The following is a 21,634-nucleotide window of genomic DNA, read 5'->3' on the forward strand; positions in this document are numbered from 1 at the left end:
GGGGTGGCGGCGCTCGGCGTTATACGGCTGTTCTCGCCTTTGCACGGCCCGCTTTGCTCGGCACGTGCACGGGGTATATCGGGACGCGCTTGTACGGATCAGGAGGAGAAGGGCGGGGCGGCAGTGTCTTTCGCGGAACGGACGAAGGTGAGTTCGCTACCGTCCCGCCCCACGCGCGGCCATTCGATGCCGAGCGTCGGATCGAACGCATCGAGGTCGTGATCGAACTCGGGCTGGTACTCCAGTGAGCACAGGTAGGTGACGGTCGATCCGTCCTCCAGCGAAAGGATCGCGTGGCCGAGCCCTTCGGACAGGAACACCGAGCGCCGGTCGACGTCGTCGAGCAGCACGCTGTCCCAGCGCCCGTAGGTCGGCGAGCCTGGGCGCAGGTCGACGACCACGTCGAGGAACGCGCCCCGCACACAGGTCACGTACTTGGCCTGGCCCGGCGGGTCCTCGGTGTAGTGGATGCCGCGCAGCACCCCGGCCGCCGACACCGAGCAGTTCACCTGCCGCAGGTCGAACGGCCGTCCGGTCGCCTTCTCGAACTCCGAGGCCTTGAAGCCCTCGAGGAACATGCCGCGACCGTCGCCGTGCTGGCGCGGTGTGACCACCCATGCGCCCGGCACCGTGAGCTCCCGGAACTCCACGCTCACCAGTCCCGTCCGCGTTCGAGCAGATCCAGCAGGTAGCGGCCGTAACCGGAGCGGACCATCGGTTCGGCCAGCCTGCACAGCTGTTCGTCATCGATGAAGCCCATCCGCCAGGCCACCTCTTCGGGGACGCCGATCTTGAGGCCCTGCCGCTCTTCGATGGTGCGCACGTAATTGGCCGCGTCCAGCAGGGAATCGAAGGTGCCGGTGTCCAGCCATGCGGTGCCGCGGGCGAGTACGTCCACGCTGAGGCGATCCTGTTCCAGGTAGGCGCGATTGATGTCGGTGATCTCGTATTCGCCGCGAGCGGAGGGACGCAGCGACCGGGCGATCTCCACCACGTCGTTGTCGTAGAAGTACAGCCCCGGAATGGCATAGTTCGACCGCGGAGTCTTGGGCTTTTCCTCGATCGACACCGCGCGTCCCTCGGTGAACTCCACCACGCCGTAGGCGGTGGGGTCGGAGACCCAGTAGGCGAACACCGCGCCGCCGTCGATCCGGTGGAAGCGATTGAGACCGGTGCCGAGGCCGGGGCCGTGAAAGATGTTGTCGCCGAGCACCAGTGCGGCGCAGTCGGTACCGATGTGGTCGGCGCCGAGGACGAAGGCCCTGGCCAGGCCGTCCGGCTCGGGCTGGACCACGTAGCTGAGCGACAGGCCGAACTGTGTGCCGTCGCCGAGCAGCCGCCGGAACGCCGCGGCGTCCTCGGGTGTCGTGATCACCAGGATGTCCCTGATCCCCGCGAGCATCAGCGTGGAAAGGGGGTAGTAGACCATGGGTTTGTCGTAGACCGGGACCAGCTGCTTGCTCACCCCGCGCGTGATCGGGTGCAACCGGGAGCCGGTGCCGCCCGCCAAGATGATTCCGCGCATGCATGGAGTCTGCCAGTTTCACGACGCCGGGATTCGGTGAGGTTCCGAGTAGTCCTCGATTCGGTCACGACCGTTTCGCCGCGGTGCCGATCGAGCGATTCTGTTGCGTAGGTCACGATGCGCATGGTGTTCTGGAAAGACACTGCGTGAGATGTCAGCGCCGACAGCTCGCCTGGGCGACCTCGGTCCGGTCGTGAATCGGCGCACCAGTTGTGAGGTAGGTGCGCGATGGCGACCAGAGACGGCGAGCCGGGCGTGGTGATGAATCCGGAGGGCCCCAGCGCGCAATCGCGGCTGCTGCTGGCCACCTGTATGGGCGTGGTCCGGCCGGTGCTGCGAACCTTCCCGGTCACCAGGACGACCATTCCCTTCGGCGCAGCCACCGTGAACGGGCTCGCGCGGTTGCGTCCTCGGCCACAGGGTATCGATCGGGAGCAGGTGTCGCTGCACGGTATCCGCCTGGAGATCATCCGCCCGGCCGGTGCGTCGCGCGCGCTGCGCCACGGCGCGGTGCTCTACATGCACGGCGGCGGCTTCGCGATCTGCAATACCCGTAGCCACCGCCCGATCGCGGCGAGCCTGGCCCGCCGCACCGGCCTGCCCGTGATCAACGTCGAGTACCGCCAACTGCCCGGCACGCGGATCACCGACTCGGTGCGCGACTGCCTGGGCGCCTACCGCTGGCTGCTGCGCCACGGCGCGGATCCGGCGCGGATCATCTTCGCGGGCGACTCGGCGGGTGGCTACCTCACGTTCGCGACCGCACTGCTGGCCCTGGAGTCGGGCCTGCCCGCGCCGGCCGGGTTGGTCGGCCTGAGCCCACTGCTCGACCTGGACTACGGGGCGAAGCGCGACTATGTGAACGTCACGCGGGATCCGTATATCCCGCTGTCGGCGCTGGAAGCGGTGGTGCGCATCGGCGCCGAGATCGACGGGTCGCTCGATCCGGGTCTGTCGCCGGTCAACGCGGTGCTGTCCGCGCTCCCACCCGTGCTGCTGATCGCCGCCGAGGACGAGGTGCTGCGCTTCGACTCCGAATTGATGGCACAGCGGCTCACCGCGGCGGGCGTGCCGAACGCGCTGGAATTGTGGCGCGGCCAGGTGCACGCCTTCATGAGCATCGCGCCGGGTCTGCCGGAGAGCAGGGCGGCGCTTGCGCGGGTCTCGCGGTTCGTGCGGGCCCGCATCGAGGACGACCAACAGGCACGGACGGCTTGACCGCCCGGCCTTTCGAGGCGAGCCTCGCCCCGCAGTTCAGGCGGGACGGGGCTCGCGTCCTGTCCGGGCGCTGAACCGTGCCGACTGCCTTCGGTGTGAAATCGAAGTTATCGGTCCTTGATGGTTCGGTCTGCCTGTCGATTTTTCTTTTTGTTCAGCATCTGTTCATCTTCTGGCTTGTGTCTGCAAAAGCCGAGCCCCGTCCACGCATCGCGCGGGCGGGGCTCGGCTTCGTTTTCAGTTGTACGTTCGGACGCGAATTACTTCGGCGCGTTGAACGGCTGGTTGATGGTGGTGAAGTACTGGATCGCAGCACCGATCGCGACCGGAGCGGTGACCAGCAGCTGGCCCGCGAGGGTGCCGAGGGCGCCGACGGCGATGATGCCGCCGAGGCAGCCGATGGCGGCGGCCGGGATGAACGCGCCGAACAGGCCGACGATGGCCGCCGTGGCGACGGTGGCGCCGGCGATGCCGCCGAGCACGCAGCCGACTGCGGCGCCGCTGAGGCCACCGACCAGGGTGCCGATGGTGGCGCCGGTCGAGATGGTGTCCTTCATGCGGTTGAAGGCGGCCGTCTCACGGTCGTACTCGGTCTTCCACGGCGCCTTGTCCTCGAACGGGAGGGCGACCGGCTTGTAGGTCGCGTGCGCCATGTCGAACTGCGGGGTCAGGGTGGCGGTACGGTCCGCGATCTCGGCAGCGATCGGGAACTCGAAGTCGTCCACCCGGAAGGTCAGCGGCATGCCGGTGAGCACATCACCGTTGGCGGCCTTGACCTTGAATGTGCCATCTTCGACGACCATGGAGCCGGCGTCGGTCGTGATGATGGACTGGGTGTCGGTCGCGTGGGCGGTGAAGTTCACCGCGCCATCGGCCTCGGGGGCCGGAGCCGCGTTCACGGTGCCGGCGGTGATGCCGAGAGCGGCGATCAGCAGTGCCGACGTCGCGGCGAATTTCCTCATCAGCATTTTGTTTGGAACCTTCGATTGAAACGTTCGGAGGGGACTAGATGAGCAAAATCTAGACCAGCTAACGCGTGGTGAACCCGTTGTGACTGTTTATTCAAATTTTGTTCACCGTCGAGACTTGCGGGTTGGTGGGGTCTCGGAAATGTGGGCGCTGACCGGGCTTTTTCGGGATAAAACAATCTGAAAGTTCCAGTCGCTGGGAAGTCAATGTGGCGAACGTCACAGATTGAAAACATGGAGTGCCCCTCGGCCGCACCGGATTTCGAGTCCGTCGCCGGTGCCGCGCGGTCCCACGTACAGTCATGGGGTGCGATTGCTCGTCACCGGCGGCGCCGGGTTCATCGGCGCGAACTTCGTCCACCAGACCGTGTCCGACCATCCGGATGCGACCGTCGTCGTCCTCGACGCCTTGACCTACGCCGGGAACCGGGCCTCGCTCGACCCGGTGGCCGACCGCATCGACTTCGTACACGGTGACATCGCCGACCTCGACCTGGTCGACGAACTGGTCAGCGGCGTCGACGCGGTGGTGCACTTCGCCGCGGAGTCGCACAACGACAACTCCCTCGCCGAGCCGTGGCCGTTCGTGCAGACCAACATCGTGGGCACCTATGCCCTGCTGCAGGCCGTGCGCAGGCACGACGTGCGCTACCACCACGTGTCGACCGACGAGGTCTACGGCGACCTGGCCCCGGACGACCCGGCCTTCACCGAGACCACGCCGTACAACCCGTCCAGCCCGTACTCGGCCACCAAGGCCTCCAGTGATCTGCTGGTGCGCGCGTGGACCCGCTCGTTCGGCGTGCGCGCCACCATCTCCAATTGCAGCAACAACTACGGGCCCTACCAGCACGTGGAGAAATTCATCCCGCGTCAGATCACCAACTTGATCGATGGGGTGCGCCCCCGGCTCTATGGGGCGGGGCACCAGGTGCGCGACTGGATTCACGTCGACGACCACAATCGCGCCGTGTGGGAGATCCTGCGCCGCGGCCGGATCGGGCAGACCTACCTGATCGGCGCCGACGGCCAACTCGACAACAAGTCCGTGGTGCGGATGATCCTCGCGGAGTTCGGCCGTGACCCCGGCGATTTCGACCACGTCACCGACCGGCCCGGCCACGACCAGCGCTACGCGATCGACGCGACGTTGCTGCGTTCCGAACTCGGTTGGACGCCCCGTTACGCGGACTTCCGCGCCGGCCTGGCGGCGACCATCCGGTGGTACCGGGACAACGAATCCTGGTGGCGCCCATACAAGGTCGCCACCGAGCAGGCCTACGCCGCAGCGGGGGAGCGGACGCTCAGCTCGACGGGTGACTGAAACGGCAACGGCGCCCAAGGGACCAGCCCCGGGGCGCCGTGATCGAATTCCGTTACCGCTCAGCCCCAGACGATGGTGTAGTACTTCGCCGCCGCGGCGATCAGCGCCACACTGGAAGCCACCAGCACGGTGACGGCCGGGCCCACCGTCGGAGTCTTCCCCGCCGAATCGGTGAGCCGCAGCGGCATCCAGCGCAGCAGTACCGCGAGCGTCACGATCGCCAGCGGCACGAAATAGCGGCCTTGCACGCCGTCGACGATGTAGTAGCCGACCGGCGTGAACGACATGTAGAGCGTCACGTAGATCATCGCGACGCTGGCGGCCATGGTGAGCGCGACGATCAGGGTGCGCCGGAAGGCCGGGGCGGTCATCCGTTCGGCGACGCCGAGGCTCACCGCGAAGGCCAGCAGACAGGCCAGCATCGAGAGGGCGGGCACGTCGACGTAGGCGAAGCCGAGTTCGCCGAAGAACTGGCTGAACCAGCGCTGGTCGCGCAGCGCGATGCTCTCGCCGAACACGTGCACGAACTCCGGTGGATCGCGCAGGATGGCGCTGAGCTGATCGCCGGGACGCACCGAGTGCCACTGGTGCGGCGGCCGCATCAGGCCCATGCCGTCGCCGGTCGGCGCCGCGATCTTCATCCACACCGCGAAGGCGAGCGCGCCGAGCGCGGCGAAGACCCACGGGATCCAGCGACGCAGGCCGCTGAACCCGAAGCGGTCGGCGGGCACCAGGGCGACCAGCAGCGCGAGCAGCACATAGGTGGGCTTGCTCACCGGCAGCAAGATCGTCGCGGCCAGCAGCGCGCCGATCTCCACCCGGCCCAGTCGCTCGCCGAGGAACAAGGCTTTCACCAGGAGCGCGGAGACCAGGATGGCCAGCGCGTTGGTCATGGTGTCGGCGGTGACCGTACCCGCCTGGAACACCGCGATCGGCAGCACGGCGACGGTGAACGCCAGCCACTGCACCCGGTGCGCGCGCAAGGCGTACAGGCCGAATCCGACCACCGTGAGGTAGGCCACCAGTCCGGCCAGGCGGGTGAGCAGGAGCAGGCCGCCCACGTCGAGCCCGAAGAGTTCGCCGAGGCGGATGCCGATGGCGGCGGGAATGTAGGGGACCGGCGAGTAAGCGGCGGTGTTGGTGAACCAGACCGGTTCGGTGGCGTCCGACACCGCGGCGCCCGTCAACCGGTCGTAGCGGGCCGGATCGCCCACCATCGGATCCGGCTCCTCCGGGTTGGTGGTGTAGTCCTGCAGCGCGTAGCCCATCAGCACGGTGATGCTGGACGGGATGTCGCCGCCGTAGGCGATGCCGCGATCGTCGTGGATCTTCTGGGGCAGGAAGCCGCCGTGCGCGACCTGGTAGGCGCGGCCGAACTGGGTGATCTCGTCATGCCCCCAGAACGGCGGGGTGAGGACGGTGAACAGCGCACCGAAGATCGTCGCCAGCAGGGTGAAGGCGATGGTCGCCCCGCCGAGCCGGGTCACCACGCGGCCCGCGAAACCCTGTGCGGACCGATCCGTGCCGGGCGCGGTCGCCGCGTCGGCGCTCACCGCCGGGAGCGGCGCGGTGTCGGTCGCGGGTAGCGGCGCGGTGTCGGTCGGCTCGTCCAGATTCTTGTCCGGCGAGGCGGTCGGATCCGTGGAGGTCGTCAACGCCCTGCTCCGCCGGCACGGGTGGCGGCGCCGTCGCCGGTGATCCGCGGGTCGTCCGCGCCCACCGCGGTGTAACGCAGGTAGACCAGGCGCGCGGCCTCGTGGCGGGAGCGCCGGATGCCGTCGAGGATGACGCCTGCGGTCCAGGCGAGGCTGCCGAGCAGCAGCAGGGTGAAGCCGAGGAACAGTGTCGGGAACCGCGGCACCGTGTGGGTGTTGTAGAACTCGACGATGATCGGAATGGTGAGGATGATCGAGACCAGCCAGGCCAGCGTGCCGAACAGGCCGTAGAACGCGACCGGCCGCTCGTGCCGGGCCAGCCCGATGATCAGGGCGAGGATCTTGAACCCGTCGTGATAGGTGCGCAGCTTGCTCTCGCTACCCGCCGGACGATCGCGGAAGCCGACCGGCACGGCGGTCTGCGGCACTCGCAGGTGCAGGGAATGCACGGTGAGCTCGGTCTCGATCTCGAACTCCCGGGACACCGCGGGGAAGCTCTTCACGAAACGGCGGGAGAACACCCGGAAGCCGGAGAGCATGTCCTCGACGTTCTCGCCGAACACCTTCCCGACCACGCCGTTGAGCACCTTGTTGCCGGTCTCGTGGCCCGTGCGGTAGGCCGAGGCGCCCTCGTCCTGCTTGCGCACGCCGAGCACGTGGTCGTAGGGGCCTTCCAGCAGCGTCTTGATCATCATCGGCGCGGCCGACGCCTCGTAGGTGTCGTCGCCGTCGACCATCAGGTACACATCGGCCTCGATGTCGGCGAAGGCGCGGCGCACCACATTGCCCTTGCCCTTGGTGTGCTCGTGCCGCACGATCGCTCCGGCCTCGCGGGCGCGTTCGGCGGTGGAGTCCGTGCTCAGATTGTCGTAGACGTAGACGACGATCCCCGGCACGGCGGCCTGCAGATCGGCCACGACCTTGGCGACCGAAGCCTCTTCGTTGTGACACGGAACCACGGCGGCAATACGAAGCTCGGTGGAGTCCACCCGGGTCAATCCTCGCGATCGGTGGTGAATGTGGGAACACGGGGAGGGTACAGGGAACTCACAGCTTGTGCGTGGCCGACCTCACCGTGCGCGGGAGCTGTTTTTCCCGTCGCGGGCGGTTCGCCGAGCCTGCGGTACCGTCGGGCCGTGCCATCCAGTGAGTCCACCGCACCCGCGGGCCAGCCAGTGACGCCGGAGACCGGAACGGTCGTTCGCAAGGTGCTCACCGCGCTGCGCAGAGGCGGGGCTTTCCTGGTGGTCGGCGCGATCGGCTTCCTGGTGGACGCGGGCACGTACAACCTCCTGGTCTTCTGGGGCGGCGAGGGCGTGCTGTATCACTACCCGCTTCCGGCCAAGATCATCGCGATCGCGGTGGCGACGGTGGTGACCTATTTCGGCAACAAATGGTGGACTTTCGCGCACAAGCAAACCGACAACCCCGGACGCGAGTACCTCCTGTACGCCGTGTTCAACGTGGTCGCGATCGGCCTGCAACTGGGCTGTCTCGGCTTCTCCCGCTACGTGCTCGACCTGTCCAGTCCGCTGTCGGACAACATCTCCGGTACGTTGATCGGGCAGATCGTGGCCGTGGTGTTCCGGTTCTGGGCTTACGACAAATGGGTCTTCACCGGGGCGCGGGCGGGTACGAGCGGCGCTACCGACAACGAATCGGCGAACGTTTAGCAATGGTTCGAGTACACGTCGGCATGGCTGTACGGCGGGCAAGCGCACAGGGCGGTTGATATCCTCACCCCCGCCGTGAAGGCATCGAGGGGCGTGTCTGTCCCGTCCGGCACAATGAGAAATTTCGAGGATTTCATGGATCAGTCGGCTATCGAGGCCGTTACCGAAACAAACGATCGCTCGACGGCCGCTGAGGCGCCTGCCGCGCTGCGCGCCGACCATCGGGCGCCGGACCGGCTCGTGCTCCAGCGCGGCATCTTCACCGGTCCGTCGGCGAAGGTGAGCGACGAGCTGTATGCCGTCGTGAAGGGCGGCGCGCACCGGGAACGCCAGACCCTGCGATTGGACAAGGGCGCGACCGCGCACACGAACACCTACTTCGGCCGGTTCGCCGCCAGCTACTGGCAGCGCTGGACCACGGTCACCGAAGTGCGGGCCACCGTGGTGCTCGACGTGGTCGCCAAAGCGAAGATCCGACTGGTGGCCTCCGACATCGCGGGTCACCGCAGGATCATCGACACCGCCCGGGTCGACGCGAGCGGTTCGGTCACGCTGACCGCCCCGCTCGACCAGTACGTCGACGGCGGTGCGCTGTGGCTGGAGTTCGACGCCATCGGCGGCGCGCTCGGCATCGCCGAGCTGAGCTGGACCGCCGTCGCGCCGGAGCGTGTGCGCCCGGTCGCCATCGCGATCTGCACCTTCAACCGTGCCGAGGACTGCGCGGAGACGGTCGCGGCGCTGGCCTCCGATCCCACCGTGATCGACGCGATCGACGCGGTGTACGTCGTCGACCAGGGCACCGATCTGGTCGAGAACCGGCCGCGCTACCACGAGGTCGCGCCGGTGCTCGGTGAGAAGCTGCGCTACCTGCGCCAGCCGAACCTCGGCGGCGCGGGCGGCTTCACCCGCGGGCTCTACGAGGTGTCCGCGGTCAACGAGCACGCCGACGTCATCCTGATGGACGACGACATCCTGTGTGAACCGGAGACGGTGCTGCGGCTGAACGCGTTCGCCAACCTGACGGTCGAGCCCACCTTGGTCGGCGCGCAGATGCTGTTCCTGCTCAACCCCGACTATCTCAACGTCGGCGCGGAGGAGGTGCACCTGAACCGGCTGCGGCACGGCCAGAAGGTGTCGAAGGCGCTGCGCAACACCAGCATGTTGAAGAAGAACCAGGAGCGCCGCGTCGACGCGGGCTACAACGCCTGGTGGACCTGCCTGATCCCGGCCGAGGTGGTCGCGAAGATCGGGCTGCCGATCCCGATCTTCTTCCAGTGGGACGACGTGGAATACGGCGTCCGGGCGCGCGAGCACGGTTTCGTCACCGTCACGTTGCCCAATGCCGCGGTCTGGCACGCGGACTTCTACTGGAAGGACTACGACGATTGGGCGCGTTACTTCAGCACCCGCAACTCGCTGATCGTCGGCTCGATGCATACGGAGCTGGACGGTAAGGAGATCAGCCGCAAGCTGTTCCGGGAGATGTCCGAGCAGTTGGTCGCGATGCAATACGGCCTGGTGCACACCACCTTGCAGGGCATCGAAGACTTCTTGAAGGGCCCGAAGGTGTTGCGCGACGGCGGTATCGAAGCGCTGGCCGCCGCGCGCACGAGCCGTGCCGAATACGCCGAGACGATCAAGCACCCGGCCGCGACGCCGCCGGTCCGCTCGGCCGACATCCAATTGCGCCGTGCGAGTGGCGAACCCAGTCGCGTGCTGCTGGTGCTGATCAAGCGCGCGATCAATCAGTGGCTCGGCCGTACCCAGCACGGCATCATCGGCGTCACCAGGGAAGACGCCTACTGGTGGCATGTCTCGCTGTTCGACCACGTGGTGGTCACCGATGCCTCGCAGTCCGGCGTCCGGGTGCGCAGGCGCGACAAGGCCCGCGCGCTCGGGCTGCTGCGCCGGATGGTGCGTGTGCTGCGTCGGCTGCGCCGGGAACTGCCCGCCTTGCAGGCGCAGTACCGCGCCGCCATGCCGGAACTGACCAGCCGCGAGAACTGGGAGCGGCTGTACGGGATCGAAGGGCCCGTCTCGTCCCGCACGTAGGTCGAGCCCGGGTGCCCCCGAAGCCGCGATCGGCCTCGGGGGTGCCCGGCAGCCTCCACTGAACCGGTTGCCGCGTAAGCGTTCTCGCTACGGCAGCCGACGAGTCAGAGAAACAGGTCGGTGGTCAGTTCGCCGTCGCCGGGGGTGACGCGGTACTTGTCCAGATCGGTGATGCCGTGGGCGGCCAGAATTTCGTCATCGATGAAGAAGTTGCCGCTGGTCTCTTTGCCGGGCGAGGTGAGCACCAGGTAGGCGGCGTCGGCGTAGATGTCCGGGGTGCGCGAGGTGGAGACCATCTCCTCGCCGCCGAGCAGGTTCTTCACCGCGGCGGTCGCGATCGTGGTGCGCGGCCACAGCGAGTTGACGCCGATGCCGTCGCCCTTGAGTTCCTCGGCCAGCCCCAGCGTGGTGAGCGACATGCCGTACTTGGCAATGGTGTAGCCCAGCGACGCGCCCGCCCATTTGGGGTCCAGGTTCAGCGGCGGAGACAGGGTGAGGATGTGCGGGTTGCGCCCGGCCTTCGCCGATTCGCGCAGATGCGGGATGCTCAGCTTGGACAGCAGGAAGCTGCCCCGGCAGTTGATGTCCTGCATCAGGTCGTACTTCTTCATCGGCAGCGCGTCTGTGGGGGACAGGTCGATCGCCGAGGCGTTGTTCACCACGATGTCGATGCCGCCGAAGCGCTCGACCGTCCGGCGCACCGCCTCGGCCACGGACTCGTCGATGCGGACGTCGCCCACGAACGGCAGTACCTGCCCGCCCGCCGCCTCGAGTTCCGCGGCGGCGGTGTGGATCGTGCCGGGCAGTTTCGGATGCGGCTGGTCGGTCTTCGCGATCAGGGTGACGTTGGCGCCGTCCGCCGCGGCCCGCTTGGCGATCTCCAGCCCGATGCCGCGGCTGCCGCCGGACATGATCATCGTCCGGCCCGCCAGCGGCTTTGATCCCGAATTCGTCATCTGACCTGCTCCTTCGTTTCCGCCGCTGGCACCGGCCCACGGCTGTACGCGCTTGCAGACTAAGCGTAGACCCCGCCGATATGCAACCAGTTGCATAGGGTGTGCGAAGAGAGGGCACCAGCGTGCCGGTGCCCTCTACCCGCGGATCAGATCGTGGCGATGAGCAGGATATTCAGCAGGAACATCAATCCGACCAGTGCCCAGACGATGTACAGGAACAGCATGCCCGGCGCCTTCTGCGGAACCGGTCCGATCGCGCCGTTGAGGAAGATCACAACCGGAGGCTTGTAGTAGAACCGCGTGGCTTGTCCCTCGGCGATCGGCACGGTGACGTTCGCCGGACCCATGTCGAACAACCACGGGGTGGCGACCCGGACGTGGTACTGGCCCGGCCCCACCGGGATGTGGTTCGCGCCCCAGCGGGTGTTGGGCACCCGCTGGCCGTTGACCAGGATCTTCGGCTTGGTCAGCGCGAGCAGGAACGTCCAGACCGAGTACGAGGCATCGATCGTGATGCCCGGCGGATCGGCGGGTTGGCCGTAGCCCTGCTGCGGAGCGAACTGCTGCGGCTGCCCGTACGGTTGCTGCCCGAACTGCTGCGGCTGGCCGTACGGCTGCCCGTATTGCGGTGCGGGCTGGCCGAATTGAGGCTGCCCGTACGACGGCTGACCCGCCTGCGGCTGGGCGAGATGCGGTTGACTCGGATGCTGCCCCGGAGGCGGCGCGTACTGCGCGGGCGCCTGCGGCGGCTGCTGACCGACGGGTGGCTGCTGACCGAACGCCGGCTGCCCAGGCCATGAACCGGGCTGCTGGCCGTGTGGCGGGTACCCGCCGGGTTGACTCATCTATCCCTCCCAGATAGCGAACGATGCGAGGGGCACCCTACCGTGCCCCCGCTCGGTCAGCGTCGCGAGTTCTTCTCCCGGAACATCTTGCGATGCTGCTTGGTGATGTCCCGCCAGGCTCGCTCGCGCTCGGCTTGCAGCCGTTTGTCGGTGCGCGCCTGCATCCACTCGTTCTCTCGCGCCAACTTGTTGTAGCTGTCGAGCCTGCGCTGGGTCAGTTCGCCGTTGTCGATCGCCTCCCGCACCGCGCACCCCGGTTCGCCGCGGTGGGCGCAATCGCCGAAACGGCACTGGGCGGCGAAGGATTCGAGGTCACTGAAGGTTTTCTGGATGCCATCGGTGGCGTCCCACAGCCCGACGCCGCGCAGCCCTGGCGTATCGATTAGGGTGCCGCCGCCGGGCAGCGGGCGCAGTTCCCGGTGCACCGTGGTGTGCCTGCCCTTCTTGTCCGCGTCGCGGACCGCGTTGGTGGCGAAGATCTCCGCGCCGAGCAGCGCGTTGGCGAGGGTCGACTTCCCAGCACCGGAGGGGCCGAGCAGCGCGACGGTGCCGTCCAGCATCGCGGTGAGCACATCGAGGCCGAGGCCGGTGCTCGCGCTCACCTCGAGCACGGCAGCGCCCGGCGCGACGGCGCGGACCTCGTCGAGCGGGAGGTCGTCGGCCGCGTCTGCCTTGGTGAGCAGCACGATGGGCTGGGCGTTGCTCTCCCAGGCCAGCGCGAGCAAGCGTTCGATGCGACCGAGGTCCACATCGCCGTCGGCGGCGGTGCAGATCAGGACGGTGTCGACATTGGCGGCGAGCACTTGGCCCTGCGACCGGCCGGATACCGACGACCGCACGATCGCCGATCGGCGCGGCAGCAATCGCCGCACGGCCGACGTGGCGTCGACGGTCACCCAATCACCGGTGCACAGTCCGCTGACTTCGGAATCCGAGCGCGGGCAGCGGGCGCGGGCGAGCCCGTCCGGCGTGGCCACATCGCACTCACTGCGATCCATGCGGATCACTCGCGCGGGCACACAGCCTTCTTCGATCAGCGAGGCGTACCGGGTGGAAACGGCTTCGGTCCAGCCGTAAGGGACGAGAAGGTCGTGGTCGACCATGGTGGAAGGAATCCTTCGTCGGGCGCCGAACCCGACCAGGGTTCAGCGAGCGGAGAGTGAGGTGGAGTCTCGTGTGGCGGCGCGACTGAGGTCGGCTCGCTCGGACACGACAATCCGCACGTTCCTCGTCACGGTCCACACCTCCTTCCGCTCTCGCAGTCGACCTACTCTCGCACCCGGCCCTCGCCCCGCACAACCGAATTTCCGCCTCCGTGGATCGGCACGCCGGTCGCATGACCGCGCGTACGACCCGCGGCCGATCAGTCGGGTTTGCCGAACTGCTCGTGGCGGCCGAGGGAGCGAAGGTGGAACCATTCGCGCAGGCCGGCGGGGTCGCGCCGGGTGACCAGGAAGAACCAGGAGAAGCGAATCCATTCCTGGGGAAGCAGTTTCCGCATGCCCGGCTGGGACATCAGGTAGCCGCGGTTGCGATAGGTGAAGTAGCGCTTCACCGGATCGTCCGGGTACTGCGTGTGCATCCGGCCGCCGAGGATCGGCTTGAACTCGGCCGCGCCGTTGGGATGCAGGTACGCCGTCTGCAGGCAGGTGCCGAACGGCAGCCCGGAGCGCACCAGCCTGCGATGCACCTCGACCTCGTCACCGCGCACGAACAGGCGCAGGTCCGGCACGCCGATCACATCGACCGCCTGTGCGGAGATCAGCGCGCCGTTGAACAGCGAGGCGATGCCGGGCAGGAAATCCTCGTCGCCGAGTTCCGAGCGCAGCCTGCGCCAGACCACGCCGCGGCGCAGCGGGAAAGCGAGATGGTCGGGTTCATCGATGTCGCAGACCACGGGCGATACCTCGACCAGGCCGTGCCGATTCGCGCAGTCCAGCAGGGTGGACAGCACGTCGGGGCCTTCTGGCCTGCCGTCGTCGTCGGCGAGCCACACCCAGTCCGCCCCGATGCTCAGCGCGTGCAGCATCCCGAGCGCGAACCCGCCCGCGCCGCCGAGATTGTGCGCCGAACCCAGATAGGTGGCTTCCACCGGCTGGTCACGCACCAGGTCGGCGACCTCCGCCTCGTTGCCGTTGTCGATCACGATCAGGTGATCCACCGGCCGGGACTGGGAGGTGACGACTTTCAGCGACTCGGCGAGCAGTTCGCGGCGCTTGTGCGTGACCACGACCGCCACCACGCGCTGCGGCGAATCCGAGCCCGTCGCAGCGGATTTCGCGGCGAGCGGGGCGGCCGGGTCGCCGAGATCGACAACCTCCTCCGGCACGGAGCCGATCCGGGCCTGCGCCCCTTCGTCGATCGGGGTGTCCTGCCCGGTCGGCTCACTCATGCCGCGGCCTTTCCGGCAGGAGCGGGGCCCTGCGTGGTCACGCTTCGCTGCCGCCTCCGGGCCTGACCGCTCATGCTGTGTCGGTTGTCGGCATGAGCGGGGCCCTGCGTGGTCACGCTTCGCTGCCGCCTCCGGGCCTGACCGCTCATGCCTTGTTCCGCTCCAATTCTCGGTCGTTCGTCACGGCCCGTTCGGCTTCCATCTCGCGCAGAACCGTCGCTACGTGATTCCCCGCCTCGGGCCCCTCATAGGCTCGCACCACTTCTTCGATGCCGCCACGTAAGCGGATCTGGCCGTGGTCGATCCACAGCGCCGTATCGCACAGCTGCGCGAGGAATTCGTTGGAATGGCTGGCGAAAACCAGGATGCCGGAACGCGCCACCAAGGACTGCAACCGCAGCCGGGCCTTTTTCATGAATTCCGCGTCGACGGCGCCGATACCCTCGTCGAGCAGCAGGATCTCCGGATCGATCGAGGTGACCACGCCCATCGCCAGGCGCACCCGCATACCGGTGGAATACGTGCGCAGCGGCATGGCCAGGTATTCGCCGAGTTCGGTGAAATCGGCGATCTCATCGATTTTCGACAGCATCTGCTTGCGCGTCTGCCCGAGGAACAGGCCGCGGATGATGATGTTCTCGTAGCCGGAGATCTCCGGATCCATGCCGACGCCGAGGTCGAACACCGGCGCCACCCGCCCGCGGATGCGAGCACTGCCGCGCGAGGGCTCGTAGATACCGGAGAGCAGGCGCAGCAGCGTCGATTTACCCGCGCCGTTGTGCCCGACCAAGCCGACCCGGTCGCCTTCCTTCAGCGAGAGATTGATCTCCCGCAGGGCCTCGACCACGACGACGTCGGACTGATTGCGCCCGATCGCGCCGCCCGCTTTGCCGAGGAACGCCTTTTTCAACGACCGCGATTTGGCGTCGAAGATCGGAAATTCGACCCACGCCTCCTGGGTCTCGATACTCACACGACTCATCGGGGGCGCTCCTATACCCAGTACGGTACGCGCGAACGGTACTGCTTCATGGCGAAGATCGCCACGATCCAGCCGACCAGGGTGATCGCGCCGACGATCACCCAGTGGCGCAGTTCCTGCGGCTCGCCGAGCAGCGGCGCCCGGACGATTTCGAGATAGTGGAACGTCGGCACGATTTCGGCCAATTTCGCGCGGTCGCCGTTGCCGATCTGCGATTCCAGGGTCTTGGTCGTCCACATGACCGGGGTCAGCACGAACAACATCAACGTGGTGCTGCCGAGAATCGGCGCGATATCGCGATATCGCGTACTGAAGATGCCGAACACGATCGACACCCACATGGAATTCAGGAAGATCAGCACGATCGCGGGGATCGCCATCAGGCTGGCCACGCCGAGGTGGCGCCAGACGCCGAACGCGGCGAGCATCACCAGGTAGATGACCATGTTGTGGGCGAAGAACAGCAGCTGCCGCCACACCATCCGGTAGACGTGCACGCTCAGCGCGGAAGGCAGCTGTTTGATCAGGCCCTCGTTGGCGATGAAGACCTCCGAGCCCTCCAGGATGCTCGCGCTGATCACGTTCCAGATGATCAGACCGACCGTCACGTAGGGCAGATACTCGCGCAGCGGCTGGCCGAGCAGCGCCGCGTACAGCACACCCATCGCCACGGCCTGCAAGCCGGTGGCGATGGTGATCCAGAACGGACCGAGCACCGAGCGGCGGTAGCGCTGCTTGATGTCCTGCCAGCCCAGCGACAGCCACAGCTCGCGCTGGGCGAAACCGCCCGTGAAGTCCTGGAACGCGCGCCGGAACGTCTGGGAGTCCGGCACGATCTTCGCCTCGGTGGCTCCCGCGTGCAGGGTCTGCGTCTCCGGCGTGGCCGCGCTCACCGGACGCTCCTGCGAGTCGTCGCCGGACGGCGCCGTGCGCTCGGACGAGGGGGTCGGTGAGCTGTCATCTGAACGCGCTTGGTCATCGGAACCAACTGAGCTCTCTTCAGGACGCACCGCACTCGGGTCGGAGACCGAGTCGGAGCGAGCGGCAGCGGCGGGCACGGTGCACGAGACTACCCTTGCGGCTTCGCGCCTCCGAGTGGCACACGCTCACAGGTACTGGCCGGAACCGCCGGTGACGTGACTCGCCTGGCCGCCGCGCGGGTCGACGGCGTGGATGCCGGGCGGCAACGCGCCTTGCCGCATCTGTTCGAGCTGAGCGCGGGCGGCCATCTGCTGGGCGAACAGCGCGGTTTGGATGCCGTGGAACAGGCCCTCCAGCCAGCCGACCAGCTGTGCCTGCGCGATCCGCAGCTCGGCGTCGGACGGCACGGCGTCCTCGGTGAACGGCAGGGTGAGCCGCTCGAGTTCTTCCCGCAGTTCGGGGGCGAGCCCCTGCTCGAGCTCCCGCACCGACGACTTGTGGATCTGCTTGAGTCGATTGCGGCTGGCCTCGTCCAGCGGAGCCGCGCGCACCTCCTCGAGCAACTGCTTGATCATGGTGCCGATCCGCATGACCTTCGCGGGCTGCTCGACCATGTCGGCGAGCGATTCGCCGGAGTCGTCCCGGTCGTCCGACTTGTCCTTATTACTGTCGTCGGTCACGACCTGAGCGGTGAACGGCGCCTCCGATCCGGCTGCCGCCGGGATGGCCAAGGGCCTGCCGTCGGGTCCGACAACGACGATGTGGTCCGGTGCCTCGTCCGAGTGCGTCATGGTCCCTATCATGTCGTGTTCGGTCCGATCGCGCTAAGCCGGTGCTCCCCGGGGCGTGCTCGCGGCATGGTTCGGCGCGCGCCGCCGGTCCACGCCGCCGTGGGAAGTCGGCGTTCTATTCTGTTCGGGTCGTGTGGTTCGGATTTGTCGAAAGTCGGTCGCCATGCTGAGTCCCAGGTTGCTGTGCTCCTGCCACAATGCGGAGGGGAACGCGGTTACACAGGCTCGCCCGCTGCCCTTAGAGTGGCCAGCATGACTTACGACGTCGCGAGGGTTCGGGGCCTGATACCGTCCCTGGGCGACGGCTGGATCCACCTCGACCCGCAAGCGGGCATGCTGGTTCCGGACGCGGTATCCCGCGCCGTGTCAACGGGTTTTCGAACCTCCTCCTTCTCACATATCGGCCGCAACGGCGCCGCGGTGCGCAGCGCGGCGATTCTGGACGCGGCCCGCGAGGCCGTAGCGGACCTGGTCGGCGGTGACCCGGCGGGCGTCGTACTCGGCCCCGACCGCGCGGTCCTGCTGGCCTGGCTCGCCGAATCGCTGAGTTCCCGCCTCGGCCTCGGCACCGGCATCGTGCTCTCCCGGCTGGACGACGAGGCCAACGTCGCGCCGTGGCTGCGCATCGCCAATCGCTACGGCGCGCACGTGCGCTGGGCCGAAGTGGAGATCGAGACCTGCGAGATGCCGTCCTGGCAGTTCGAGGAACTCATCGGGCCCACCGCGCGGCTGGTCGCGCTCACCGCCGCCTCGCCGATCGTCGGCTCGGCGCCCGCGGTGCGGGTGGCCGCGGACCGGGTGCACGAGGTGGGCGGCCTGCTGGTGGCCGACGCGTTCGGCGCCGCGCCCTATGCGCTGATCGACATCGACGAACTGAACGCCGACGTCGTGGCGCTGAGCGCACCGGCATGGGGCGGTCCGCAGATCGGCGCGCTGGTCTTCCGCGACCCCGCGTTCCTGGATCGCATTCCGTCGATGTCGTTGAATCCCTACGCGAAGGGCGCCGAGCGACTCGAGGTCGGCGGACACCAGTACGCGCTGCTGGCGGGCCTCACCACCTCGATCGACTTCCTGGCCGCGCTGGACGAGCGGGCGCGCGGCACCCGCCGCGAGCGCCTGGAGATGTCGGTCACCTCGTTGCAGGACTACCACGACCAGCTGTTCGAGCATTTGATGAGCGTGCTCGACGCGATCCCCGGGCTCACCGTGATCGGCCGCGCGTCCACCCGCATCCCCACGGTCAGCTTCACGCTCGCCGGCATGCAGGCGGAGAAGGTCGCGGCGAAGCTGGCCGACAACCGGATCGGCACGGTGAGCGGCGTGCACGGCGGCAGCAGACTGCTGGACGCCCTCGGCGTCAACGACGAAGGCGGCGCGGTGACCATCGGCCTGGCGCCCTACACCACCAAGTTCGAGATCGACCAGCTCGGCAGGGCCCTGCTGGCGCTGGAGTGAGCGGCACTCACAGCTCCCGCACCCGCAGCACCACCTTGCCGAACACCTCACCGGAGTCCAGCAGCCGGTGCGCTTCGGCGGCCTCCTCGATCGGCAGTTCGGCGGCGATGACCGGCGCCACCGTACCGTCGGCGATCAGCGGCCACAGCTGACGGCGCACCTCGGCAACGATCTCGGCCTTGCTGCCGACACCGGTCGCGGGCCGCGCACGCACGTTGGTGGCGTGCAGGGTGCCCCACTTGCGCAACAGGACACCCAGATTCAGCTCGGCGGACACGCCACCCTGCATGCCGATCACCACGAGATGGCCGTGCTCGGCCAGCGCGTCGACGTTGCGTCCCAGGTAGGCCGCACCCATGTTGTCGAGGATGACGTCCGCGCCCGCACCGCGCGCGCCCGAGCGCTCGGCGCGCACGACGGCGACGAAATCGTCTTCCTTGTAGTTGATCAGCACGTCCGCCCCGAGCTCCGCGCAGCGCGCCAGCTTGTCCGCCGAGCCTGCGGTCACCGCGACGCGCGCACCGAGGGCTTTGGCGACCTGGATGGCGTGCGTGCCGATCCCGCTGCCGCCGCCGTGCACCAACACCAGCTGACCTGCTCGCAGCCGCGCGGTCATCACCAGGTTCGACCAGACGGTCGCCGCCACTTCGGGCAGCCCGGCCGCCGCGCCCAGGTCCAGGGCATCAGGGACCGGAAGAACCTGGGTGGCGGGCACCGCGACCCGTTCGGCATAGCCGCCGCCGGACAGCAGCGCGCAGACCCGATCGCCGACCGCCCACTCCCGCACTCCGTCGCCGATCTCGGCGATCACACCGGAGCATTCGAGGCCCAGCAGCGGGCTGGCTCCCGGCGGAGGCGGGTAATAGCCCTGACGCTGCAATAGATCGGCCCGGTTGACGCCCGCCGCGTCCACCTCGATCAGCACTTCACCGTGTCCGGGCTCCGGATCCGGTACCTCCGACAAGGACATGACCTCGGGGCCGCCGGAGCCTTTCAGAACTATTGCGCGCACCGTGCCATAGTGCTCCGCTCGGACCGGCTGCCGCGCGCTACCCCCTGCGCCGACGGTCCTGGAGGGGAACGCGCTGCGGAAACGCAATCCGGCAACCGGCCTGCGGTGACCGGCGTCACGGACTACCGTTCCGGTGGTGAGTGGCGGCTTCATCGATTTCCAGAACGAGATCTACCTGGGTGGCCTGGGTGGCTCGACACCCGAATTGCCCATGACGGCCGCGGGTCTGGAGACGCTCGCGCGGGAGCGGCTGGATCCGGCAGCCTTCGCCTACGTCGCGGGCAGCGCGTCCGCGGAGCGCACCGCCGCGGCCAACCGGTCCGCCTTCGACCGTTACCGCATCCTGCCGCGAATGCTGCGCGGCTCCACCGGGCCCGGCGTGCGCGATCTGTCCGTCGAAGTGCTCGGCACCAAGCTGGCCGCCCCCGTGCTCACCGCGCCGATCGGCGTCCTCGAACTGCTGCATGAGGGCGGCGAGGTGATCGTGGCCGAGGTGACCAAGGAACTCGGCATCGGCACGGTGCTGTCCACCGCGGCCTCCTCGACCATCGAGGACGTCGGCGCCGCGGCCGGCGCGTGGTGGTATCAGCTGTACTGGCCCGCCGACGACGAACTGGCCTGCTCGTTCGTCCGGCGCGCCGAACGAGCCGGGGCCTCGGCGATCGTGGTCACCGTGGACACCCCGACGCTGGGCTGGCGGCCGCGCGACCTGGAGCAGGCGCACCTGCCGTTCCTGCACGGCAAGGGCATCGCCAACTACCTGTCCGATCCGGTGTTCCGGGCCAAGCTGCCCGCCGCGCCGGAGGACAGCGAGGAGGCGATGCGGACGGCCATCCTCACCTGGGTCGGCCTGTTCGGCAACCACACGCTGCGGCCCGCCGATCTCGCACGTCTGCGCGAGTGGACCGACCTCCCGATCGCGGTGAAGGGCATCCTCCATCCCGACGACGCGCGCCAGGTGGTGGACGCCGGCGCCGACGCGGTAGTGGTGAGCAATCACGGCGGCCGCCAAGTGGACGGCTCGGTGGCGGCGCTGGACGCGCTGCCCGCGGTGGTCGCCACCATCGGCGACCGCGCCGACGTGCTGTTCGACTCCGGTCCGCGCACCGGTTCCGACGTGCTCATCGCTCTGGCCTTGGGCGCGAAGGCGGTGCTCTACGGGAGGCCGTGGGCCTACGGCCTCGGTCTCGCCGGCGCGGCAGGGGCCCGACACGCCCTGCGGACGCTGCTCGCCGATTTCGACTCCGCGCTCGGCCTCTCCGGGTGCACAAGCCCGGCCGCGGTGAACCGCGCCCTGCTGTCCACGGTGCGCTGACCTGCGATAGTTGCCCGTTTCCGCAGTTCGCCGCGCATAGAATGGCCACCGTGCATCCCGAATCGAGCAGTAGCGTCGTGGCCGAGCCACGCTGGCTCACCCCGGCGCAGCAGCGCGCCTGGCGCGCCTACATGGACGGCCACCAGCGCCTGATGACGGCGCTGAATCGCCAGCTGCAGCGTGACAGCGATCTGACCGTCGCCGAATACCGGATTCTGGTCCTGCTCTCCGAGGCGCCCGACCGCTCGCTGCGAATGAGCGAGCTGGCCGACGGGGTGCTGTCCTCGCGCAGCAAGCTCACTCATCAGATCCGGCGGCTGGAGGCGCAGCGGATGGTCCGTCGCAACACCTGCCTGGAGGACGGCCGCGGCGTGCTCGCCGAACTCACCGACGAGGGCCTGCGCCGCCTGCAGGCCGCGGCGCCCGGCCACGTCGAAGCAGTCCGCCGCCACTTCATCGACCTGCTCGCCCCGGCCCAGCTCGAGGTGATCGGCGATGTTTTCGGACGCGTCGACGAGGAAATCGGCAAGCACTCCGGCTGAGGCGTCCG

General features: G+C 68.2%; 20 protein-coding genes. 7 read left to right on the forward strand and 13 right to left on the reverse strand.

Annotated elements, in window-relative coordinates:
* Nucleotides 1-98: 98 nt before the first annotated feature.
* Together ACFU5M_RS15540 and rfbA are read right to left on the reverse strand one after the other, a co-directional pair.
* A complete protein-coding gene (locus tag ACFU5M_RS15540; protein ID WP_379049234.1) occupies nt 99-650 on the reverse strand; it encodes a dTDP-4-dehydrorhamnose 3,5-epimerase family protein in 552 nt (183 codons plus the stop codon).
* Nucleotides 651-652: 2 nt separating this feature from the next.
* Complete coding sequence (gene rfbA / locus ACFU5M_RS15545) at nt 653-1,525, reverse strand: glucose-1-phosphate thymidylyltransferase RfbA (protein WP_379049149.1); 873 nt, start codon at nt 1,523-1,525, stop codon at nt 653-655.
* Between the two features lie 228 nt (nt 1,526-1,753).
* Here rfbA and ACFU5M_RS15550 point away from each other — a divergent pair, with 228 nt between their 5' ends.
* Complete coding sequence (locus tag ACFU5M_RS15550; protein WP_379049151.1) at nt 1,754-2,743, forward strand: alpha/beta hydrolase; 990 nt, start codon at nt 1,754-1,756, stop codon at nt 2,741-2,743.
* Between the two features lie 260 nt (nt 2,744-3,003).
* Here the strand turns inward: ACFU5M_RS15550 and ACFU5M_RS15555 are convergent, their stop codons facing one another.
* Nucleotides 3,004-3,711 carry a hypothetical protein gene (locus ACFU5M_RS15555; protein ID WP_379049153.1) on the reverse strand — a complete coding sequence of 236 codons (708 nt, stop codon included), beginning with the start codon at nt 3,709-3,711 and terminating at the stop codon, nt 3,004-3,006.
* A gap of 307 nt (nt 3,712-4,018) precedes the next feature.
* Here ACFU5M_RS15555 and rfbB point away from each other — a divergent pair, with 307 nt between their 5' ends.
* Complete coding sequence (gene rfbB / locus ACFU5M_RS15560; RefSeq protein ID WP_379049155.1) at nt 4,019-5,035, forward strand: dTDP-glucose 4,6-dehydratase; 1,017 nt, start codon at nt 4,019-4,021, stop codon at nt 5,033-5,035.
* A gap of 59 nt (nt 5,036-5,094) precedes the next feature.
* On the opposite strand, the gene ACFU5M_RS15565 is transcribed toward rfbB, so the two are convergent.
* Entirely contained in the window at nt 5,095-6,690 is a 1,596-nt protein-coding gene (locus ACFU5M_RS15565) for a DUF2142 domain-containing protein (protein WP_379049157.1), read from the reverse strand.
* On the reverse strand, nt 6,687-7,679 hold the full coding sequence (locus ACFU5M_RS15570) for a glycosyltransferase (protein ID WP_379049159.1): 993 nt from the start codon (nt 7,677-7,679) through the stop codon (nt 6,687-6,689). Before ACFU5M_RS15570 ends, ACFU5M_RS15565 begins: the two co-directional genes overlap by 4 nt.
* A gap of 147 nt (nt 7,680-7,826) precedes the next feature.
* Here ACFU5M_RS15570 and ACFU5M_RS15575 point away from each other — a divergent pair, with 147 nt between their 5' ends.
* Together ACFU5M_RS15575 and ACFU5M_RS15580 are read left to right on the forward strand one after the other, a co-directional pair.
* Nucleotides 7,827-8,363 (forward strand): GtrA family protein, encoded by a 537-nt coding sequence (locus tag ACFU5M_RS15575; RefSeq protein WP_379049162.1) that lies wholly within the window; start codon nt 7,827-7,829, stop codon nt 8,361-8,363.
* Between the two features lie 135 nt (nt 8,364-8,498).
* The gene (locus ACFU5M_RS15580) at nt 8,499-10,415 is read left to right on the forward strand and encodes a glycosyltransferase (protein ID WP_379049236.1); all 1,917 of its coding nucleotides are present in this window, start codon (nt 8,499-8,501) and stop codon (nt 10,413-10,415) included.
* 104 nt (nt 10,416-10,519) lie between these two features.
* Here ACFU5M_RS15580 and ACFU5M_RS15585 read toward each other — a convergent pair whose 3' ends face one another.
* From ACFU5M_RS15585 to ACFU5M_RS15615, 7 genes are all read right to left on the reverse strand, one after another.
* A complete protein-coding gene (locus ACFU5M_RS15585) occupies nt 10,520-11,371 on the reverse strand; it encodes an SDR family oxidoreductase (RefSeq protein ID WP_379049164.1) in 852 nt (283 codons plus the stop codon).
* A 146-nt stretch (nt 11,372-11,517) separates the two neighbouring features.
* Nucleotides 11,518-12,216 (reverse strand): hypothetical protein, encoded by a 699-nt coding sequence (locus ACFU5M_RS15590; protein ID WP_379049166.1) that lies wholly within the window; start codon nt 12,214-12,216, stop codon nt 11,518-11,520.
* Between the two features lie 56 nt (nt 12,217-12,272).
* The gene (gene rsgA, locus ACFU5M_RS15595; RefSeq protein ID WP_379049167.1) at nt 12,273-13,319 is read right to left on the reverse strand and encodes a ribosome small subunit-dependent GTPase A; all 1,047 of its coding nucleotides are present in this window, start codon (nt 13,317-13,319) and stop codon (nt 12,273-12,275) included.
* A gap of 260 nt (nt 13,320-13,579) precedes the next feature.
* A complete protein-coding gene (locus tag ACFU5M_RS15600) occupies nt 13,580-14,608 on the reverse strand; it encodes a glycosyltransferase (protein WP_379049169.1) in 1,029 nt (342 codons plus the stop codon).
* A gap of 145 nt (nt 14,609-14,753) precedes the next feature.
* Nucleotides 14,754-15,590 (reverse strand): ABC transporter ATP-binding protein, encoded by an 837-nt coding sequence (locus ACFU5M_RS15605; protein ID WP_379049171.1) that lies wholly within the window; start codon nt 15,588-15,590, stop codon nt 14,754-14,756.
* 11 nt (nt 15,591-15,601) lie between these two features.
* Nucleotides 15,602-16,483, reverse strand: a complete 882-nt coding sequence (locus tag ACFU5M_RS15610; RefSeq protein ID WP_379049173.1) for an ABC transporter permease — start codon at nt 16,481-16,483, stop codon at nt 15,602-15,604.
* Between the two features lie 213 nt (nt 16,484-16,696).
* On the reverse strand, nt 16,697-17,302 hold the full coding sequence (locus ACFU5M_RS15615; protein ID WP_379049175.1) for a bacterial proteasome activator family protein: 606 nt from the start codon (nt 17,300-17,302) through the stop codon (nt 16,697-16,699).
* Nucleotides 17,303-17,554: 252 nt separating this feature from the next.
* Here ACFU5M_RS15615 and ACFU5M_RS15620 point away from each other — a divergent pair, with 252 nt between their 5' ends.
* Nucleotides 17,555-18,757, forward strand: coding sequence for a cysteine desulfurase-like protein (locus tag ACFU5M_RS15620; protein ID WP_379049177.1), 1,203 nt, complete (start codon nt 17,555-17,557; stop codon nt 18,755-18,757).
* 7 nt (nt 18,758-18,764) lie between these two features.
* Here the strand turns inward: ACFU5M_RS15620 and ACFU5M_RS15625 are convergent, their stop codons facing one another.
* Nucleotides 18,765-19,769 (reverse strand): NAD(P)H-quinone oxidoreductase, encoded by a 1,005-nt coding sequence (locus tag ACFU5M_RS15625; protein ID WP_379049179.1) that lies wholly within the window; start codon nt 19,767-19,769, stop codon nt 18,765-18,767.
* Between the two features lie 136 nt (nt 19,770-19,905).
* On the opposite strand from ACFU5M_RS15625, the gene ACFU5M_RS15630 reads away from it, so the two are divergent.
* Together ACFU5M_RS15630 and ACFU5M_RS15635 are read left to right on the forward strand one after the other, a co-directional pair.
* On the forward strand, nt 19,906-21,084 hold the full coding sequence (locus ACFU5M_RS15630) for an alpha-hydroxy-acid oxidizing protein (protein ID WP_379049181.1): 1,179 nt from the start codon (nt 19,906-19,908) through the stop codon (nt 21,082-21,084).
* A gap of 41 nt (nt 21,085-21,125) precedes the next feature.
* Nucleotides 21,126-21,626, forward strand: coding sequence for a MarR family winged helix-turn-helix transcriptional regulator (locus tag ACFU5M_RS15635; protein ID WP_379049183.1), 501 nt, complete (start codon nt 21,126-21,128; stop codon nt 21,624-21,626).
* Nucleotides 21,627-21,634 lie beyond the last annotated feature (8 nt).

It is taken from the genome of Nocardia sp. NPDC057455 (genome assembly GCF_042802775.1).
Taxonomy (GTDB): Bacteria; Actinomycetota; Actinomycetes; order Mycobacteriales; family Mycobacteriaceae; genus Nocardia.